General features: G+C 60.3%; 15 protein-coding genes and 3 pseudogenes. 10 read left to right on the forward strand and 8 right to left on the reverse strand.

The window, feature by feature from the left end:
• Nucleotides 1-56: 56 nt before the first annotated feature.
• The 8 genes from OEW28_RS16915 to hpaR all read left to right on the forward strand — a co-directional run bounded on the left by OEW28_RS16915 (nt 57) and on the right by hpaR (nt 8,910).
• Complete coding sequence (locus OEW28_RS16915) at nt 57-1,541, forward strand: aldehyde dehydrogenase (protein ID WP_263735974.1); 1,485 nt, start codon at nt 57-59, stop codon at nt 1,539-1,541.
• 25 nt (nt 1,542-1,566) lie between these two features.
• Nucleotides 1,567-2,829 (forward strand): Tm-1-like ATP-binding domain-containing protein, encoded by a 1,263-nt coding sequence (locus OEW28_RS16920; RefSeq protein ID WP_263735975.1) that lies wholly within the window; start codon nt 1,567-1,569, stop codon nt 2,827-2,829.
• On the forward strand, nt 2,826-3,419 hold the full coding sequence (locus tag OEW28_RS16925; RefSeq protein ID WP_263735976.1) for a GNAT family N-acetyltransferase: 594 nt from the start codon (nt 2,826-2,828) through the stop codon (nt 3,417-3,419). The genes OEW28_RS16920 and OEW28_RS16925 overlap by 4 nt, the downstream gene beginning before the upstream one ends.
• Nucleotides 3,420-3,573: 154 nt before the next feature.
• The gene (locus tag OEW28_RS16930; protein WP_263735977.1) at nt 3,574-3,963 is read left to right on the forward strand and encodes a 5-carboxymethyl-2-hydroxymuconate Delta-isomerase; all 390 of its coding nucleotides are present in this window, start codon (nt 3,574-3,576) and stop codon (nt 3,961-3,963) included.
• Between the two features lie 62 nt (nt 3,964-4,025).
• Nucleotides 4,026-5,009, forward strand: coding sequence for a 3,4-dihydroxyphenylacetate 2,3-dioxygenase (hpaD, locus tag OEW28_RS16935; RefSeq protein ID WP_263735978.1), 984 nt, complete (start codon nt 4,026-4,028; stop codon nt 5,007-5,009).
• A 178-nt stretch (nt 5,010-5,187) separates the two neighbouring features.
• Complete coding sequence (gene ald / locus OEW28_RS16940) at nt 5,188-6,300, forward strand: alanine dehydrogenase (RefSeq protein ID WP_263735979.1); 1,113 nt, start codon at nt 5,188-5,190, stop codon at nt 6,298-6,300.
• 4 nt (nt 6,301-6,304) lie between these two features.
• The gene (locus OEW28_RS16945; protein WP_263735980.1) at nt 6,305-8,179 is read left to right on the forward strand and encodes a SulP family inorganic anion transporter; all 1,875 of its coding nucleotides are present in this window, start codon (nt 6,305-6,307) and stop codon (nt 8,177-8,179) included.
• Nucleotides 8,180-8,472: 293 nt separating this feature from the next.
• Nucleotides 8,473-8,910, forward strand: a complete 438-nt coding sequence (gene hpaR / locus OEW28_RS16950) for a homoprotocatechuate degradation operon regulator HpaR (RefSeq protein WP_263735981.1) — start codon at nt 8,473-8,475, stop codon at nt 8,908-8,910.
• Between the two features lie 324 nt (nt 8,911-9,234).
• Here hpaR and OEW28_RS16955 read toward each other — a convergent pair whose 3' ends face one another.
• The 7 genes from OEW28_RS16955 to hpaE all read right to left on the reverse strand — a co-directional run bounded on the left by OEW28_RS16955 (nt 9,235) and on the right by hpaE (nt 17,483).
• The gene (locus tag OEW28_RS16955; RefSeq protein ID WP_263735982.1) at nt 9,235-10,698 is read right to left on the reverse strand and encodes an iron-containing alcohol dehydrogenase; all 1,464 of its coding nucleotides are present in this window, start codon (nt 10,696-10,698) and stop codon (nt 9,235-9,237) included.
• A 63-nt stretch (nt 10,699-10,761) separates the two neighbouring features.
• Nucleotides 10,762-11,832 carry an aldolase/citrate lyase family protein gene (locus OEW28_RS16965; protein WP_318527576.1) on the reverse strand — a complete coding sequence of 357 codons (1,071 nt, stop codon included), beginning with the start codon at nt 11,830-11,832 and terminating at the stop codon, nt 10,762-10,764.
• An 11-nt stretch (nt 11,833-11,843) separates the two neighbouring features.
• Entirely contained in the window at nt 11,844-12,644 is an 801-nt protein-coding gene (gene hpaH, locus OEW28_RS16970; RefSeq protein WP_263735983.1) for a 2-oxo-hept-4-ene-1,7-dioate hydratase, read from the reverse strand.
• Nucleotides 12,644-13,498, reverse strand: a complete 855-nt coding sequence (locus OEW28_RS16975; protein ID WP_263735984.1) for a fumarylacetoacetate hydrolase family protein — start codon at nt 13,496-13,498, stop codon at nt 12,644-12,646. The genes hpaH and OEW28_RS16975 overlap by 1 nt, the downstream gene beginning before the upstream one ends.
• Nucleotides 13,495-14,892, reverse strand: a complete 1,398-nt coding sequence (locus OEW28_RS16980; protein WP_263735985.1) for a pyridoxal phosphate-dependent decarboxylase family protein — start codon at nt 14,890-14,892, stop codon at nt 13,495-13,497. The genes OEW28_RS16975 and OEW28_RS16980 overlap by 4 nt, the downstream gene beginning before the upstream one ends.
• Nucleotides 14,893-15,080: 188 nt before the next feature.
• Nucleotides 15,081-15,935, reverse strand: a complete 855-nt coding sequence (gene hpaD, locus OEW28_RS16985) for a 3,4-dihydroxyphenylacetate 2,3-dioxygenase (RefSeq protein WP_263735986.1) — start codon at nt 15,933-15,935, stop codon at nt 15,081-15,083.
• 39 nt (nt 15,936-15,974) lie between these two features.
• Complete coding sequence (hpaE, locus tag OEW28_RS16990; RefSeq protein ID WP_263735987.1) at nt 15,975-17,483, reverse strand: 5-carboxymethyl-2-hydroxymuconate semialdehyde dehydrogenase; 1,509 nt, start codon at nt 17,481-17,483, stop codon at nt 15,975-15,977.
• A 293-nt stretch (nt 17,484-17,776) separates the two neighbouring features.
• On the opposite strand from hpaE, the pseudogene OEW28_RS16995 reads away from it, so the two are divergent.
• Nucleotides 17,777-17,899: pseudogene (locus OEW28_RS16995) on the forward strand (IS6 family transposase); the annotation flags it as partial.
• Between the two features lie 224 nt (nt 17,900-18,123).
• On the opposite strand, the pseudogene OEW28_RS17000 reads toward OEW28_RS16995, so the two are convergent.
• Nucleotides 18,124-18,237, reverse strand: a pseudogene (locus OEW28_RS17000) (IS6 family transposase); the annotation flags it as partial.
• 127 nt (nt 18,238-18,364) lie between these two features.
• Here OEW28_RS17000 and OEW28_RS17005 point away from each other — a divergent pair.
• A pseudogene (locus OEW28_RS17005) lies at nt 18,365-18,811 on the forward strand (aldehyde dehydrogenase (NADP(+))); the annotation flags it as partial.
• Between the last annotated feature and the right edge of the window lie 161 nt (nt 18,812-18,972).

Here is an 18,972-nt window from a genome sequence, read left to right on the forward strand (position 1 = left end):
GCGATCAGGTCGTCGGCCTCACGATCTTCACGACACTCAAATGAGGTAAGCTTCAAATGGACCAGATCAAAGTCGACGCGCTGCGGGCGCAACCCGTCCCCACCTATGGTCATTTGATCGATGTTCAATTTCTACCTGCATCAGATGGCGGCACGATGGATGTCCTTTCGCCGCTTGATGGTCAGGTCCTGACGCAGGTGGCAAAAGGAACGGTCGCGGATATGAAAACCGCGATCGCCTCGGCACGCGCCGCGTTTGAAGACGGACGCTGGGCAGGCCAAGCGCCCGCGGCGCGCAAGAAGGTCCTGCACAAATGGGCCGACCTGATTGAGGCGAATGCGCTGGAACTGGCTGTTCTGGGCGTGCGTGACAATGGCACGGACATCAGCATGGCGATCAATGCCGAACCGGGGTCTACCGCTGGCACCATTCGCTACTACGCCGAGGCGCTGGACAAGTTGTATGGTGAAATCGCCACGACGCCCAGCGACATTCTGGGCATGATCCACAAGGAACCGGTCGGTGTCGTGGGCGCGATCATTCCTTGGAATTTCCCCCTGATGATCGGGGCCTGGAAACTGGGACCGGCATTGGCCATGGGCAATTCGGTGGTGTTGAAACCGGCCGAAACTGCATCGCTCTCGCTGATCCGCCTGGCAGAGCTGGCACATGCCGCCGGACTTCCGCCCGGCGTTGTCAATGTCGTCACCGGAGAAGGAGCGGTGGTGGGCGAGGCGATGGGCCTGTCGATGGATGTCGATGTGCTGGTTTTCACCGGCTCGGGAGGCACAGGGCGGCGGCTTATGGAGTATTCCGCCCGCTCGAACATGAAGCGCGTCTATCTTGAGCTGGGCGGCAAGTCCCCGAACATTGTCTTCGCCGATGCGCCGGATCTGGACATGGCCGCCAAAGTGGCTGCCGCCGGTATTTTCCGCAACGCCGGTCAAGTCTGCGTTGCCGGCTCGCGCCTGCTGGTCGAGGCGTCGATCCACGATGATTTCGTCGCTGCGGTGGTAAAGGCAACCGAGGCGATGCGGGTAGGCGATCCGCTGAGCCTCGATACGCATATCGGTGCCATCAACTCCGAAAACCAGCTCTCGCAGAACCTCAAGTTCGTCGAGACCGCACAAGCCGAAGGTGGTGCAATTGTCACCGGGGGCTCGCGTATCCTGCAAGAGACGCGCGGCTATTTCATGGCCCCGACCATCTTGACCGGCGTGACGCCTGACGCCACGCTGTCCCAGAAAGAGGTTTTCGGTCCGGTTCTCGGTGTTACCCCCTTTGAAAGTGATGATGACGCGATCCGCATCGCCAATTCCACCGTCTACGGGCTTGCGGGTGCGGCCTGGACATCGAACCTGTCACGCGCCCACAAGATGGTACGCGCTGTGCGTACCGGCGTGATGCACATCAACACCTACGGCGGTGCAGATGGCACGGTGCCGCTGGGGGGTGTCGGTCAGTCTGGCAACGGGACTGACAAATCGCTGCACGCGATCGAGAAATACGTCAATCTCAAGACCGCGTGGATAAAACTGTAATCCGCAACCGAGGGAGACGTCCGCCATGCCAGACAAGACAATTCTCGTGATTGGTACCTATGACACGAAAGACGACGAACTGGACTATCTGGCCGGTGTGATCCGCAATCAGGGTGGTCGGGTAGTCACGATGGATGTGTCGGTTTTGGGCGATCCGTCCAGACCGACAGACTACTCCAAACACGACGTGGCGGAAGAAGGCGGCAGTTCCATCGCGCAGGCGATTGCCGCCCGTGATGAAAATCACGCGATGCAGATCATGGCAAACGGCGCGGCGCTGCTGACGGCGCGGCTTTACGCCGAAGGCCGGTTTGACGGAATGGTCGTTCTGGGCGGCACGATGGGCACCGACCTGGCGCTTGATGTGACATCCGCGCTGCCGTTGGGCGTGCCCAAATACATCGTGTCGACCGTCTCCTTTTCGCCGCTGATCCCGCCCGAACGTCTGGCCGCCGACACCCAGATGATCCTCTGGGCCGGGGGGCTTTATGGCCTCAACTCGGTGTGCAAGGCCTCTCTCAGCCAGGCGGCAGGCGCAGTGTTGGGAGCGGCCCGCGCCGTCGTTCCGCGCGAGGCGGCAAAGCCCCTGATCGGGATGACCTCGCTTGGCAAATCGGCACTGAAATACATGGTTCCACTGAAGCCGGCCCTCGAAGAGCGCGGGTTCGAAGTTGCGGTGTTCCACGCGACCGGCATGGGCGGACGGGCTTTCGAAAGCCTTGCCGGGCAGGGGGCCTTTGCCTGCGTCTTTGACTTCTGTACGCAGGAACTGGGCAACTTCGTCAACGGATCGAATATCTCTGCCGGGCCGGACCGGCTTACCAATGCCGGCCGCTCCGGCACCCCGCAGCTTGTCGCACCGGGATGTTATGACCTTGTCGACATCGTGGGCTGGCAGCCATTGCCGGAAAAATGGAAAGACCATCCGCGGCACGAGCATAACCGTCTGCTGACTTCGATCGTGCTGAATGAAAGCGAACGGCGGGTCGTCGCACATAAACACAGCGAACAACTGTCCACCGCCCAAGGCCCCGTGGCCATCCTGCTGCCCCGCGACGGGCTTGGCGAATGGGACCGCGAGGGTGCCGAGCTGCACGACAAGCAGGGGCTTGAAACCTTCCTGAACGCCCTGCGCGACACCCTGCCGGACAATGTCGAGACACATTGGATCGACGGCCATATCAACGATGCCGTATTTGCAGACACGGCACTGGAAATCTTTGATGCCTGGTGCGCCGCGGGACTCGTCAAATCGTCGACGCCAGCCTGGAACCAGAGTGGGAAATGAGTGAATCCGGACTTGACCGCGATCCGCGATTTCGGCTCGCCACGGATCGAGACCTGCCCGCGATCCTGCCTCTTGCCAGATCGACTGTTCCAGGCTTCGTGGATGAACTTTGGTCAAGGCTTGCTGGCAATGGCGAAACGGCCGAGGAGTTCGGGCGACGAGCTCAGCATGCCTTCATCGAGGTGGGTCAAACGATCGTCGCGGACGCCGCCGACAAGATTAGTGCGATGCTCATCTCGTACCCGATGGCCAGTTCGCCCAATCCACATGTCCCGGGCATGGACGACATGCTCAGACCCCTCATGACCCTGTTTCAGAAGGCGCAGGGGACTTGGTATCTGCATGGTATCGCGACCGTGCCGGACTTTGAGGGACAAGGCCTTGCGTCGGGGTTGATGCACGTGGCGGAAGACCTCGGCAGATCGGCCGGCAAGTCGAGGATAAGCTTGCTGGTCATTGATACCAATCTGAGCGCCATTCGGTTCTATGATCGGCGCGGCTACGCGACCACCGCCACGGCACCCGTTGTCAAGAAGGGGTGGCAAACCACCGCCAAGGATTTGCTGTTGATGGAGAAGCCGCTTGGGTAGCGAACAAGCCAGGGCATTGGTAAAAAAAGAAAAGTCCTGCTCATCCGATCTTAGCGCGCCATTCTGCACTCAGCCGGAATTCCGCCCTCGAAACGGTTGACACAACACAGATTATTACTTAACATAACAACAGTTAACCTAGCAATGGTCGGCAATGCCTCACTTTCATATCGAATATTCAGCCAACCTCGACGAGGTCGTCGATATGGCGCAACTCTGCGAGGCAATCCGCGCGGAGGCTGCCGCGATCGATGCCTTTCCGATGCCGGGCATCCGCGTACGCGCCACGCGCGTCGATCACTATGCGATCGCGGACGGGAGCCCCGAACACGGGTTTATCGATCTGTCAGTTCGCATTCGCGAAGGCCGCACGGATGATGTGAAGCACGATGCAATCGCGCGCGTCTTCGCGACGCTAAAGGCATTTCTTGCACCCGCGATGGCAACACATTCCATCGCCCTTTCCGCCGAATTGCGCGACATCGATGCAGCCCTGTCGCTGAAGTTCGGAAACATCCGTGATCATCTGCGCGGCGACACATGAAAACGTCGTTCCACCCAACTTCAGCGAAACCGCGACGCTAAGCGTGGCCAAGGAGACATCATATGCCGATCCCAGCCCCCAATCTGTATCCTGACTTCAACACCATTCGCCTGAGCCATGTGTGTCTGAACGTCAAAGACCTGGCCGCGTCCAAGGCGTTCTATACCGACATGATCGGACTGCAGGTGACGGATGAAACGGACAGCCACGTCTATCTGCGTGCCATGGAAGAGCGCGGCCATCACTGCATCATTTTGCAAAAGTCGGACCAGCCCGGCACCGTCGAAGTGATGGGCTTCAAGACCTTTGACGAGGCAGACCTGGACCGCGCGGAGGCCTACTTCAACTCCAAGGGCCGGCCGACAGAATGGGTCGAGCGCGCCTATCAGGGCAGGACCCTGTTGACCTCCGATAACATGGGCATCCCGCTTGAGTTTTATCACAAGATGGATCGCCTTGCCCCGATCCACCAGAATTACGCGCTGTATCGCGGCGTGAAACCGCTTCGGATCGACCACTTCAACTGCTTCAGCCACGATGTTGATGCTTCGGTGGCCTTCTACTCTGATTTCGGTTTCCGCGTGACCGAATACACCGAGGACGAAGATAGCAAGAAGCTCTGGGCGGCATGGATGCACCGCAAGGGCGGTGTGCACGACATGGCGTTCACCAACGGCACCGGCCCGCGCATGCACCACGTCGCCTTCTGGGTTCCGACGCCACTGAATATCATCGACCTGCTCGATCTGATGGCGACATCCGGCTATTTGAAGAACATCGAACGCGGCCCCGGCCGTCACGGTATCTCCAACGCGTTCTTCCTGTATATCCTTGACCCTGACGGGCACCGCATCGAGATCTACTGTTCGGATTATCAGACGGTCGATCCTGATCTGGAAGCCATCAAATGGGACTTGCAGGATCCGCAGCGCCAAACCCTCTGGGGCGCGCCCGCGCCGGAAAGCTGGTTCAAGCACGGAACCCGGTTTGTCGGGACCGAGGTGAAGGACTCGGAAATCGCGGCCAGCCCGATCATCGCCCCCTGACCCACGTCCACCGAAGGCAGCCTTCATTGCGGCGATAACAGCCGGAAGGGTGCCGCCCAGAACATTCACGTGTCGCAGCTGACGCCGGCACCATCCCGCGACCACCGCGTCGCGGGACCGAGTGCTTTGGCTGCTTGTGCAAGATGACCTGAAACACGAACCCAGAGTTGGAGACCCAATGCAAATCGGTACGGTAAAAGAGATCAAGAACCACGAATACCGTGTCGGACTGACGCCCGAGAGTGTTGCGGAACTTGTGGAACACGGCCACGCCATCCTTGTTGAACAGGCAGCCGGCGAAGGAATCGGTGCAAGCGACGATGATTACCGCGCTGCCGGTGCCGAGGTGGTTGCGACGGCCGCCGAGGTTTTCGAGCGTGCGGAGATGATCGTTAAGGTCAAAGAGCCACAGCCCGTCGAGACAGCTATGCTGCGCCCCGGCCAGATCCTCTATACATATCTGCACTTGGCCCCCGATCCGGAGCAAACCAAAGCGCTGATCGCTTCCGGCGCAACTTGCATCGCCTACGAGACTGTCACAGCCCCGAATGGCGGGTTGCCGCTGCTCAAACCGATGAGCCAGGTCGCAGGGCGCATGTCTGTGCAGGCAGGCGCAACCGCCCTGGAAAAGGCGCATGGCGGTCGCGGTGTTTTGCTCGGCGGCGTTCCCGGTGTGCGTCCGGCCAGGGTTGTTGTCCTGGGCGGCGGCGTCGTTGGGTTCAACGCCGCGCAGATGGCCGTTGGCCTCGGCGCCAATGTGACGATCCTTGATCGCAATACCGATACGCTTGAAAAACTGGCCAACCATTTTGAAGCCAGCGCGAATACCGCATATTCCACGCGCACCCGCGTTCTGGAACTGATCTCGACCGCAGATCTGGTGATCGGCGCTGTTCTGATCCCGGGGGCCGCCGCACCGAAACTGGTGCGCCGTGAAGATCTGGCCTTGATGCAGCCCGGTGCCGTGCTGTGCGACGTTGCCATCGACCAGGGGGGCTGTTTCGAGACCTCCAGGGCCACGACCCACGCCGAGCCGACTTATGAGGTCGACGGCATTGTGCATTACTGCGTGGCGAATATGCCCGGCGCCGTTGCGCGCACCTCCACCTATGCGCTCAACAATGTGACGCTGCTCTTCGCGCTCCGGATTGCCAACAAGGGCTGGAAGGTGGCACTGAAAGAAGATCCGCACTTGCGGCAAGGGTTGAACGTCTGGGACGGCAAGATTACCAATGCACCCGTCGCCCAGGCCCTGGGCCACGATTTCGTCGCGCCGGAAACCGCGCTTTGATCTGATGTCTGGCGCGCAAGGGCAGTTTTGCGCGCCATACAGAGTGCTCCCCCCCAAAAAGGCGCCTGTAGGCAGCATGAACACCTGGCTCTCACATCTCAACCGTCTCTCGCCCGTCCGTCCGTGGATGGGCGCGATCACCCCGCTTAGCCTGCGCTCTGATCTGATCGCGGGTCTGACGAATGCGACGATCGTGCTGCCACAGGGGGTGGCTTTTGCGATCATTGCGGGGCTGCCCCCGCAGTATGGCCTGTTTACCGCGATGATCGGCACATTTGTTGCGGCAATATGGGGCGCGTCCTCGGTCATGGTGTCTGGCCCGACAACCGCGATATCCGCAGTTGTCTTTGCCACGGTCAGCGAATTCGCAACACCCGGCAGCAGCGATTATGTCAGCCTGGTCCTGCTCCTGACACTCATGGTCGGGCTGCTGCAACTGACCGCTGGCCTGATCGGATTGGGCAGCCTCATCAGTTTCATTTCCCATTCGGTCATCGTTGCCTTCACCGCCGCCGCCGCGTTTTTGATCGCGGTGTCACAACTCGGCCCGGCCGTTGGATTGGAGAACGGGCAGGGCGGCGCGATCCACAGGCTGGTCGCCATCTGGGAGAACCTTGACGGTATAAACCCGACGGCTGCCGCGATCTCGGTGGTGACACTGGCCTGCCTGATCGGGGTCAACGCGATCGACAAGCGGATACCGGCATATGTGGTGGCGCTTGTGGTCGGTTCGCTCATGGGGGTCATTATTGGCACCGACGCCGCGGGCGTGCGCACTTTTGCCGCGCTGACATCCGCTTTCCCGACATTCTCCCCCCCGGAGGTGTCCTTCGATAGCGTCGGATTGCTTTTGCCTAGTGCCGTCGCTGTCGCATTCGTCGGCTTGCTTGAGGCGATCTCGATCGGAAAATCCTTCGCAATCCGCAGGGATGAAAGCCACGACGCCAACCAGGAAATCGTCGGGCAGGGCATGTCGAACACGATCGGCAGCTTTTTCCAGTGCTATGCCGGGTCCGGGTCCTTCACCCGCTCAGGGCTCAATGCCTCGTCCGGGGCCGTGTCCCCCTTGTCGGCGATTTTTGCGGCCGTTTCGCTGGCGCTTTTGCTGCTGCTTGTGGCCCCATTGCTGCAATTCGTGCCGGTTCCGGCGATGGCCGCCATCATCCTTTATGTGGCGTGGAAGCTGATCAATTTCGCCGAGATCCGGCACATCCTGCGTTCCAGCCGCTCCGAAACCCTCATACTGCTCGTCACATTCGTCACCGGCCTCGTGTCTGAGCTTGATTTTGCCATCCTTGCCGGTGTCGTGGTGTCCCTCAGCGTGTTCCTAAACAAAAGCGCACATCCCATCGTCTCTGTCGGAGCGCCGACGGATGTGAATGGCCGACGGGTTTTTATGAACGCTGCGGCCCACAACCTTCCGCAATGCCCGCAGATCAGCAACACGCGGCTTGATGGTCCGCTGTTTTTCGGATCCGTGGAACATGTCGGACAAGCCTTCAAACGTCTTGAGCAGGGATTCGGACCGCGCACGCGTATCCTGAACTTGAAAGGCGTGGGCAAGATAGATCTGGCCGGTGCCGATTTCCTGTTGAACGAACTCGGCCGCGCACGCAGGCACGGGCGGAATTTGTATCTGATTGCGGCCAATCCTCAGGTGCTGAATGTACTGAAACGCTTTGGCATCATGGCAAGACTTTCTGACAAGAACCTGCACAACCACAAATCGACAGCGATCGAAGCGGCTGTCTTGGCTGCGGATGATGATATTTGTGCCGGGTGCGAATTGCGTGTGTTTCACGAATGTACAAAAAAGGCGAAGCCGCCGGACCTGAAGACAGGGTCAGGCGATCAAGCTGGCTTGCAATCGGCACCGTAGCAGCCCTGACTTTGGCCAGGCGCTTCCAACCAGCAGCGCCGCCACAGCGACGCGGCGGCGCCGTCTGACGGAGCGGATGATATGGCCGCGGGCCCGGCTGCCTTGCTGGTGCAAGCGTGTCCTTCCCAGCCCAAAGCCTGCAAGGCGGTCAATATCGCATGAAACCCCGATCGGACGTACCGGCACGTCTTTATTAACTCGGCAAGCTTGAATATATTAAATGAAAACTGAAATACCGGTGTTGGACTGTCCACGATGCTGTGGAAATGATCTCAGAGACGTTCGGTGGCAACATGAAAAAACATCTTCCTTCAACATCCAGATCCCTGCCATTCGCACTCATCCGCGCCCGCGAAGGTGTCATGGGGCCGATCCGCGACATGCTCGCCGAGACCGGAATTTCGGAACAGCAATGGCGGGTTCTGCGTATCTTATCGGAGTGCGGACCACTCGACAGTTCGACCCTGGCAGAGAGGGCAAGCCTGCTGCATCCCAGTTTGACCCGCATGGTCTTTGCGATGGACAAGAAAGGGCTTGTTACGCAAAAACGCAGCGACACGGACAGACGGAGGCAAGTCATAACCATCGCCCCGGCGGGTCAGGACATCATAGACAGCAACTATGAACATGCGCTTCGTATCGTCCGGGATTTCAAGGCCAAGCTCGGCGAAGACCGGTACGAGCAACTGATTGATTTGCTGCAAATGCTTGATCCACACGGGGATCAATAGAAGCCGATCTGCACGACGTCGAAAGCGGAGAACGTCGTCTCACGCTGTGCTCTCCAGCCACTCCAGAATTGGATCTGTTTGCCAAGTTGCGTTCAGCGTTGGGGTGTGTCCAACACCTTCAAATTCAAGGAACTCGGCATGTAGCAACCTTCGGTGCATTTCATTGGCCAGATCTACCGTCAGGAAATCGGACTCTGAGCCACGCAGGACCAGCACCGGGCACGAGATGCGCTCCCCGAAGCTCCAAAGACCGCGTCGAGCCCTTTGGCCATAGTTTCGATGAAGTCTTGCGCCTCTTTGAGAAGCGGCGTTTTCTGGTCCGCTTCAGCCATCGTTTTGTCCCGCTTTCGCTGCCGAGGGGGCCGCCGGGGTCCGTTGCCGTGCTCCCCTCAGCTCTTTCTTCAGGCCGCGTACCTCCTTGCGCAGGGCATAGAGGCTCTTGTGCAGATCATCGACTTCTGAATGGGTCGGCATGGAACGCGCTTCGCACCAGGCCTCGACCATCTCGGCTTCGCGCCACCTGTAGTCGACACCGCTGCGAAGAAATTTGCGATGCGCCTCCAGGAATTCACCGGTGCGTTGGGTCTTGATCAACTCATCGTTGAGGATCGCGAACCATTTGTCGGTGACGGCCCGCGGTCCTTTCTGCCAGACATCGACCTGGTCCGACATCTCGTGCGAGAAGGTTTCGAAGGCCCGGGTCCAGGCATTGCCGATAACCAGCTGACAGGCATTGCCGGCCTCTTTCAGCGCGGCCCATTCCTTGAGCCCCTTCAACCCCTGCCGTTCCAGCGTGCCGATGTCCGACAATTCCGGCGCGTCCACGATGTTCCGCAAGGTCGCGGCAAGCGGGTCCGATGCGCCCTGCATCATACGGGAGGGATCCATGAGACGGGCCAGCGTGTCGGACATGATCCCGTCGTCTTTCATCCAGGCCGCATGCGGTACGGCCTCGGCGAAATCCGCCATGGCCTTGCGGAATGTGTCGAACGGGTTGGCGTCCGGCGCGCCCTTGGCGGCATTTTCCCCCGCCGTGCCCGCCAACATCGACCCCAGCAACATGCCGCCGCGCGCCTGGCGGTCGTCCGGCGTATGGCAGGCCGCACGGATGTTTGCGCCCAACAGATCAAGCGCCTGCTTGGCAAGACGGTCCGACACCACATTTTTCAGTCGTTTGGACGTAAAGGCCTCGATCGCGTGGACCATCGCGTCGATCCCCGTCGCGGCGGTGACGGCAGCAGGCAGACCCACGGTCAGTTCTGCATCCAGAATGGCGTAGTCCGGCAAGAGCTGTGGCGCAACAACGCCCTTCTTCTCATTCGTGCCCGTGGTCACGATGGAGATCGGTGTCACCTCGGAACCGGTGCCGGCGGTGGTCGGAGCCAGAACCAGCGGAAGCCGCTCGCCACGCACCAGGTTGACGCCGTACATGTCGGAGATCGCCTGGTCGGTGTTCAGCAACACGGAAATCAGCTTGGCAGTGTCCAGCGACGACCCGCCGCCCACGGAGACAACACCGTCGACACCCTCTGCGCGCGCCTGTTCCTTGGCGTTCAGGATCATCGCTTCGGGCGGATCGGGCTGCACGTCCGAACATGTCCAGACATCAACGCCCGCGCGTTTCAAACCGTCCAGGGCCGCATCGGCGAGCCCCAGTTTGAGAATGATATCATCGGTGACGAAGGCGACCTTGCGGCACCCCCTTGCGGCCATGACGTCGCCGATCTTCGCCGTAGCGCCGACCTCGGAAAGGACTGATCGGGCGGTTTGGAATGCAAATGAACTCATGAGGGCCCTCATTGATGGGGCCGCCGGAAAGCAGATGAAAGGAAAGGGGGGGGCGACGATCCGTCAGAGGGGCGGCGCATCCGACCAGGCGATTTCGAGATCTTCCCGAAAGGCGAACCGTTTCAGATGTGCCTCGACGACGGAGATCCAGGCTGCGAGATCGGCTCTCGGACCTGCCGTCGCCACCACGTCAAGCCTGTCGGACTGCGCCTGCATCTCGACCTTCTGACCGTTGGCAAAGACCACCTGGCCTTCGGTTTCGTCAAAGGTGGCTTCGGCCTTGTGCGACCAGTGCTTGCAAAGCTGCTGCAAATAGCGCCCGCCGTTTTCGGTTCTGACCGTGCCCCAAGCGCATTGATCCGGCAGCAGGCCAAGCGCGGTTTTGGCCGCGTTGCGCATGCCATTGGCAAACAGGACAACGTCGATCTGCGTGGCAACAAACGTCGCCCCGATCTCCAGGCAGGCCTCCTGCATCGCCCTGTTCATGGTCAGGATGCCGCCCGCCTTACCCGCCGCCACGATCCGGCGCATCCCGTCAAGAACGGCCTCTTCGACCTCGGGCGCACCGGCATTGCCGATATGACCCATATCGGCGGCCAGATCGGACGGGCCGATGAACACTCCGTCAATGCCCTCGACTTGCAGGATATCGTCGAGCGCGGCCATGCCCGCGCGGTTCTCGACCTGCACCAGAAGGCAGATCTCGTCCCGCGCGGTGGTTAGATAGTCCGCAATGCCCGCAAATTCCGAAGCCCGCGCCAATGCCGACCCGACACCGCGCACACCGTGCGGCGGATAGGTTACGGCACGCACCAGTTCACGCGCCTGTTCGGCGCTTTCGACCATGGGCACCAGAAGGGTCTGGGCCCCGGCATCAAGGTACTGCTTGATCATCCAGGTCTCACCCACCACCGGGCGGACGACGGGGTGGCTGTTGCTGGCGGCAATGACCTGAAGCTGCCCGATGATCGACCGCAGATCATTGGGCGCATGTTCGCCATCCACCAAAAGCCAATCGAACCCGGATTTGGCGCTGATTTCCGAAACATATGGGTCTGCAAGGCCAAGCCAGCACCCTATCTGCGGTTTTCCTGCGGCAATGGCGGCTTTGAACGGGTTATGAGGCGCGGGCATCTGCGGGTTCCTTAGGCAAAACTGACGTCGACGGATCCGAAATCACCGAAGTCCGCGTGAATTTCTGTCCCGGCAGGACATTCGACTGGGCGAATGAACGAGCCCGACAGGATCACATGACCGGCTTCTATTTTTTGGCCGTATTGCGACATGCGCTTGGCCAGCCATGCGACGCTCTCGGCCGGGTCGTTCAGAACGCCGGCTCCAAGACCAGTTTCCTCGACCGTGCAATTGCGGCTGGTGATCGCCCCGACCCAGCGCAGATCGAATGCATCCGGCGCATGGCGCTCAGCGCCAAGAACGATCCCCGCATTCGCCGCATTGTCGCTGATCGTATCCAGAACGGTGCGGGTCTTGCCGGTGTCGGGATCGACCCGCATGATGCGGGTATCGAGGATCTCGATCGACGGCGCCACGTAATCGGTGGCGGCCATCACGTCCTCCCGGGTCACATCGGCCCCGCCCAGCGGCGATTTCATCACGAAGGCAATCTCGGCCTCGATGCGCGGCTGGATGAACCGGCCCGCCGGGACCTCGGCGCCATTTTCGAACATCATGTCATCAAACAGGATGCCGCTGTCGGGGATATCAATGCCAAGCGCATATTGCATCGCTTTTGACGTCAGCCCGATCTTCCAGCCAATGGTCTTGCGCCCCTGCGCCAGCTTGCTGTGACGGATCGCGTTTTGCACCTCATAGGCGTCATCCATCGTCATTTCGGGATGGCGCAGCGTCAAAAGCCTGATCTGTTTCCCGGTGGTTTCGGCGGCCAGAAGGTCCGCCGCCGCGCGGCTGTGATCATCAGGGGTCATCACAGAACCTCGTCTTCGACAGTATTGCGCAATGTGCCGATTCCGTTGACTTCGATTTCGACCACATCGCCGGGTTTCAGATAGATCGGCGGGTCAAACCGCGCGCCTGATCCGGTGGGCGTGCCGGTGACGATGATGTCGCCGGGCTGCAACGTCATGAAGGTCGAGATATATTCAATCTCGCGCCGGATCGGGAACATCATGCGGTCAAGCGTATCGTCCTGCCGAACCTCGCCGTTCACACGGGTTAGAATGCGGGCCTCATCCAGTTGCGCGGCATCGGTGAAGGGCACAAGCCACGGCCCGATCGCCCCGGAATTGTCCCAGTTCTTGCCCTGGGTGACGTTGAATTTCGCATGTCGCACCCAGTCACGGATCGTGCCCTCGTTGCACAGGGTCACCGCCGCGATGTGATCGTAGGCGTCGTCCTGGCTGATCCGGCGACCGCCCTTGCCGATGACGATGGCTACTTCGCCCTCGTAATCCAGTGTGTGGTTTTCCGGCGGACGGATCAGGGGCCGGTTATGGCCGGTAAAGCCGCTGGCGAAACGCGGAAACAACGACATGTATTTCGGTTGCGCACTGCCGTCCTTGTACTCGGCATTGCGATCCGGAAAATTCACCCCGACGCAGAGGATGCGCGGTGCATTGGGCAGCACCATCTCATACTCGAACTCGGTATGGGTGACGGGTTTGCCATCAGCCGCCTGCCCAAGATCCGACAGCCCGCCCGCACGAACGGCATCAAGAAGGGTCGGCCATTGCGGAAACACGCCATCGAGCGCAATCATGCCATCATCGGTGACTGCGCCATAATGGATTTCGCCATTGGCGGAATAGGTTGCAAATTTCACGAGCTTTTCTCCCATACATCCTTGATGACGTCATACGCCATCATCACATCTGCACGCGTCGTGTCGAACTGACCGACCTGAAAGCGGATGACCTTGCGCCCGGCGAACATGCCCTGGGTCACGTAGATCCGCCCATCGTCATTGAGCGCATCCACCAGCCTTTGTTGCGCCGCGTCATCGCCCGGGCAGCAAAAGGAAAACAGGCTGAGGATCGGTTCGGTGACGATCTCGAAACCGTCCAGCGCCCTGAGCGCCTCACAGACTTCCTCGGCCCAGGCCACGTGGTTGCGGATGCGGCTGCGCAGCCCCTCCAGCCCGTAAGAACGTATGAGGAACCAGAGCTTCAGCGCCCGAAAACGGCGGCCCAGGGGGATCGTCCATTCCGAGTAGTTGGTGACAGCCGCGCCGGTGGTCTTGAGGTATTCCGGCTCAATCTTCAGCGTGTCGAGCTGCGGCATGGCATCGCGCAGGAACTGCACCGAGCAATCGAACTGCGCGCCCAGCCATTTATGCGGGTTGAAAACGATGCTGTCGAACCCGTTCACACCCTGCCAGAACGCGTCACGGAACTCCGGGCAGATCATGGCCGACCCCGCCCATGCCGCGTCGAGATGGGTGTAAAGGTTATGCGCTTTCGCCACCTCCAGCACTGGCTCAAGGACGTCGGAGCCACCGACACCGGTGCCGCCGGTGATGGCAATGATCCCCGCAGGCGTGTGGCCCGCCGCGATATCGGCCTTGATCGCGGTGTTCAGCGCGGCGGCGTCCATCCCGTGACGCGGGCCTGTGCCGGGGATCTTGACCAAGTTCGCCTGGCCGATACCCGCCACCCAACACGCCCTGTCGATCGAGGAATGTACCTGATCGGAACAGTAGATGCGCAGATGCCCCTTGTCAGACAGCCCGTCGCGGTTGCCCGAATAGCCGGTGGCCCGTTCGCGCATCGTCAGCACCGCCGACAGCGTTGCCGAAGAGGCGCTGTCCTGAATGACGCCGGTAAAGCCCTCGGGCAGCCCCATGGCCTGACGCAACCAGTCGACCATGACGCCTTCGACCTCGGTCGCGGCAGGGGAGGTTTGCCAGAGCATGCATTGCGCGGCGACCGTGTTTACAAGATGTTCGGCCAGGATCGACGGCGGCGCGGCGTTGGCCGGGAAGTAAGCAAAGAAACGCGGGTGCTGCCAATGGGTCATGCCCGGCATCACGATGGCTTCGAAATCGGCCATGATCGCATCCATGGCCTCGCCGGTTTCCGGCGGTGCCGCGGGCAGCTGCGCGGCGATATCGCCCGGGGCGGTCTGTGCCCGGACGGGCCGCTCACGCAGCGACTTGTGATAGTCCGCGCCCCATTGCGAGATGGTTTTGCCCCAGTCGGAGAATTCGTCCCAATTCATCACTCAATCCTCGCCATGATTTCCGCGCATGCGGTTGTTTTTGATCTTGAGACCCACACCGAGCCCATGGCGCACACCTCGCGCCCCGGCTCCGAGGGTTTCACCTTGAACAAACTCGGATGACTTTTGGTCGCGTTCTGCCGTGCCAAACGCCATCCGGTTGCTTTGATGGGCGGACTGCGGGGCTGTTACTGGACGGGGAAAATCACGTTTGTCTGACCGGTCCCGGACGACGGGAAGTATTCGGTCACAACTTCGCATTTCGCGTCGTACTTGTCCCAGCCCAGAGCGCCGTAGAGCATGGCCGTATCATGCATCGACCCTTCGCCGCTGCAGTACTCGGCATACTCGGTCATCATCTTGAGGAAGGTCGCGTGATCCCCGTTCTTCCACATTTCCAAGACATGCAAATCGACCTGGCGGTTGAATTCGCTTGAGATGGTGAAGGTGCCGTTATTGGCGGCATAGTCCTTGTTCGCCCAGATTTTATGGCTGAGCGAGCCCGAGGCGACCAGCAGCACTTTTTCATCGCCGGCCTCGATGGCCTCACGAATAGCCTCGCCGAGAACCCGGCTTTCCTCATGGCTGTGAGATGTACACCAGGCACCGATCGACACAACCTTCATCTCATGCTCGCGGCTCATGAACCGCATGGGAACCAGCGTGCCATATTCCACTTCGAGGCTGTCCAGATGATGCGCCAGCGTATAGACGCCCTTGTCGGTCGCGATTTTGGCAATTGCATCGCCCAGCTCAGGATTTCCCTCGTATTTGTAGGGCAGGTTCTGGATGAACTGCGGGAACTCGTTCGAGGTAAACAGCCCTTCGAAATGGGAATTCGCGTTGATGTGATAACCTGCGTTCAACACCCAGTGCGTGTCGCAGATGACAACGGTTGTCGCGCCCAGTTCCTTCGCGCGGCGCGCGATTTCACGGTGCCCATCAATAGCCGGCTGCCGTTTGCCTTTGAGCGGGCCTTCCTGTTCGGACATCAGCAATGTCGGAACGTGGGTCATCTTGGCCGCGAGAACGAGTTCTCCCATGGTCTTCTCCTTCGGTTTCGAAATACAATCGCTTAGGTTTCAGGCGCCAAGACGCATGATCTTGTGCTGACCTGTCGCGAACGCGATGTTTTTCTGTTCCATGTAGAATTCGAACGACCAGTCCCCGCCGTCACGGCCGATGCCGCTGGCCTTGACGCCGCCAAACGGGGCCGGCAGGTGGCGCACGTTTTCCGAATTGACCCAGATCATCCCTGCCTCGAGCTTGTCGGAAAAGCGCAGGGCGCGCGTCAGGTCGTTGGTCCAGATATAGCCCGTCAGCCCGTATTGCGTGTCATTGGCCATCGCGAGGGCTTCTTCCTCGGTCGTGAACGGGATCGAGGTCAGCACCGGGCCAAAGATTTCCTCGCGGGCAATGCGCATCTTGTTGTTGGCATTGGTGAACAGGGTCGGCCGCACGAAATAGCCCTCGTCGCCAACGGTCACGCCACCTGCGGCGACGGTCGCGCCGTCTTCCTTGGCAATATCGAAATAACTGGTGACCTTGTTGTAGTGTTCTTGCGTGACGATCGGCCCGATCTCGGTCGCCGGATCAAGCGGGTGGCCGACCTTGATGTTGTTCACCCGTTCGATCAGACGCGCCTCGAACTCGGCCTTGATCGTGTCCTGGATGAGCAAGCGCGACGACGAGGTGCAGCGTTCGCCGTTGATCGAGTAGATCATGAAGATCACGGCATCCAGCGCACGTTCGAAATCGCAATCGTCGAACACGATGACAGGGTTCTTACCGCCAAGTTCAAGGTGCATCCGCTTGAGCGTATCGGCACCCTGTTTCGTGATGATGCTGCCGGTGCGGCTTTCGCCGACAAAGGCGATCGCCTTGATCGCGGGATGTTCAGTCAGGCGTTTGCCCGCGTCATGACCGTAGCCATTGACCGTGTTCAGCACGCCTGGGGGCAATCCGGCCTCTTCGGCAATCTCGACCAACAGCCGCGCGGTCAGCGGGCTGTCTTCGGCGGGCTTGTGGACCACCGTGCAGCCAGCAGCGAGGGCCGGGGCGATCTTCCAGGTCGACAGCATGAAGGGCGTATTCCAGGGCGTGATGACGCCCACCGGCCCGATCGGCGTGCGGGTCGTGACATTCATCAGCGTGGGCGATTTCAGATGCTGCCCGTCCCGCGCCGCGGTGACCTGATCGGCAAAATAGCGGAAGTTCTCTGCACCACGCAAAGCCGCCTTGGACATGAACCGCCATGTCTGCCCGGTATCCCAGCATTCGCAAAGGGCGATCTCTTCGGCACGGGCTTCGATCGCCTCGGCCACATTGATCAGGATCTTCTTGCGCTCCAGCGCGGGCATGTCGCGCCAGGCCGGGAATGCGGCGGCGGCGGCTTCGGCGGCCTGGTCAACGTCGGACTCGTCGGCACGGGCCACATCACAAATAACGCTTTTGTCGACCGGCGATGTGGATTGAAACGTGCCCGCGGATCCGGGGCGATCTTCGCCCGCAATTCGATTCAAGATCCCGCTCTCCCTAAAGCGCGCGAGGTGGCCGTTCAATTTTTGAAGATTTTGATCGAGTACGCTCATGACTATCCCTATTTGATCTCGCGGCAAACGTCACCGCGACCATGCCGGTACACATGGCGCTTGAATGCGAAGCGTTTGCGCATCAGTTTGACTGCACCTGTTAATTAACATATGTATCATTAACAACGCAACTGTCAAGGTGAGATTCACATCCGCCCGGCGTTGCGGAAGGCCAGAAATTTACTTCACGTAGCCATGCGCCTGCGCAGATTTATCCGACGGGCGGCGTCAGAGGACCTTGGCTTGCGGCGGGGCAGGGCGCCGACTGGCGCCGTGTAAGAACAGACCCGTTCATGTACTCCAAGACGAGCCGCGAGATCATCCGTCTGGCGCCGATGCCGTCCGTACGTTTTCTGCTGTCGCTGCGGAACGTCGAGAACCTGTTGCGCGGTCCTGATCTTCTCTTCGACCGAGTGGGGCGCGGTCAGAAGAACTTTGCTTGAGCCGAGGCAGGACGGTCTCGTAGGGTTAGGTCGCAGACTTTGGCTGTGCCTGAACGATGTGGCTGTTCTCGTTCTCTTACGCGGCCAGCGCTGCAAACCGGGCAAACGGGCAGGGTCCAGGAGTCAGTTGGCCGTTACGGATCATGTTCGCCACCTTGATACCCGCGAGCGTGGAGGATGCTGGCGGGAAGGATTTGAACCCAGCGATTGAGCCTTGCATGATCAACCCTGACGCCGCGCTCGGCCATGATCTCTTCAAGATCACGATATGATAACCGGTAGCGGACATAGAAGAAGACTGCGAAGAAGATTACATCTTTCGGAAACTGGGCGCATTTGGATCAGATCATTCCAGCGTCTCCCCTTGGCGACCATCAACTACAGAATAGTCCGCCCACAGACCTGTGGACGCCTTTCGGTGAAGTTTGCGACAAAGCCGTGCTGACCTCCATGTGCGACCTGAGGGCCGCCACGCCCTATCTTTTCGCCACGACGGGCAAGGAGTGGCTCGCCAATGCTGTTCTGGGTGAGGAGGTCTTCGGGCCTCTGAGCCTGATCGTCCGCGTCGCGGACGCGGCCGAGATGAGGCAGATCGCGCTGAGCCCGCATGGCCAGCTGACCTGCACCCTGCATCTGGACGCGTCCGAAATGGCGCTCGCCGCAGACCTGATGCCGGTTCTGGAGCGCAAGTCTGGCCGGGTTCTGGCCAACGGCTTCCCGACCGGGGTCGAGGTCTGCGACGCGATGGTCCACGGTGGCTCCTATCCCGCCTCCACCAACTTCGGCGCGACCAGTGTCGGAACCCTGTCGATCCGCAGGTTCTTCAGGCCCGTCTGCCATCAGAACTTGCCGGACGCGCTGTTTCCGGACGACCTGCGCCCATGATCCCGCGCCGCCCCGAGGACAACTTCAGCCCCAAGGCCTTCCGGGAGCATCTGGAATAGATTGCCGGCTGGCTCGTGGCCGGCCTGATTGTCGCCGGCGGCACGGGGGAGCTGTTTTCGCTACGGCATATTTGCACATCGTGTAGGGGGTGGACCCCGGCC

Source organism: Albidovulum marisflavi, from assembly GCF_025751435.1.
Classification (GTDB): Bacteria; Pseudomonadota; Alphaproteobacteria; order Rhodobacterales; family Rhodobacteraceae; genus Albidovulum; species Albidovulum marisflavi.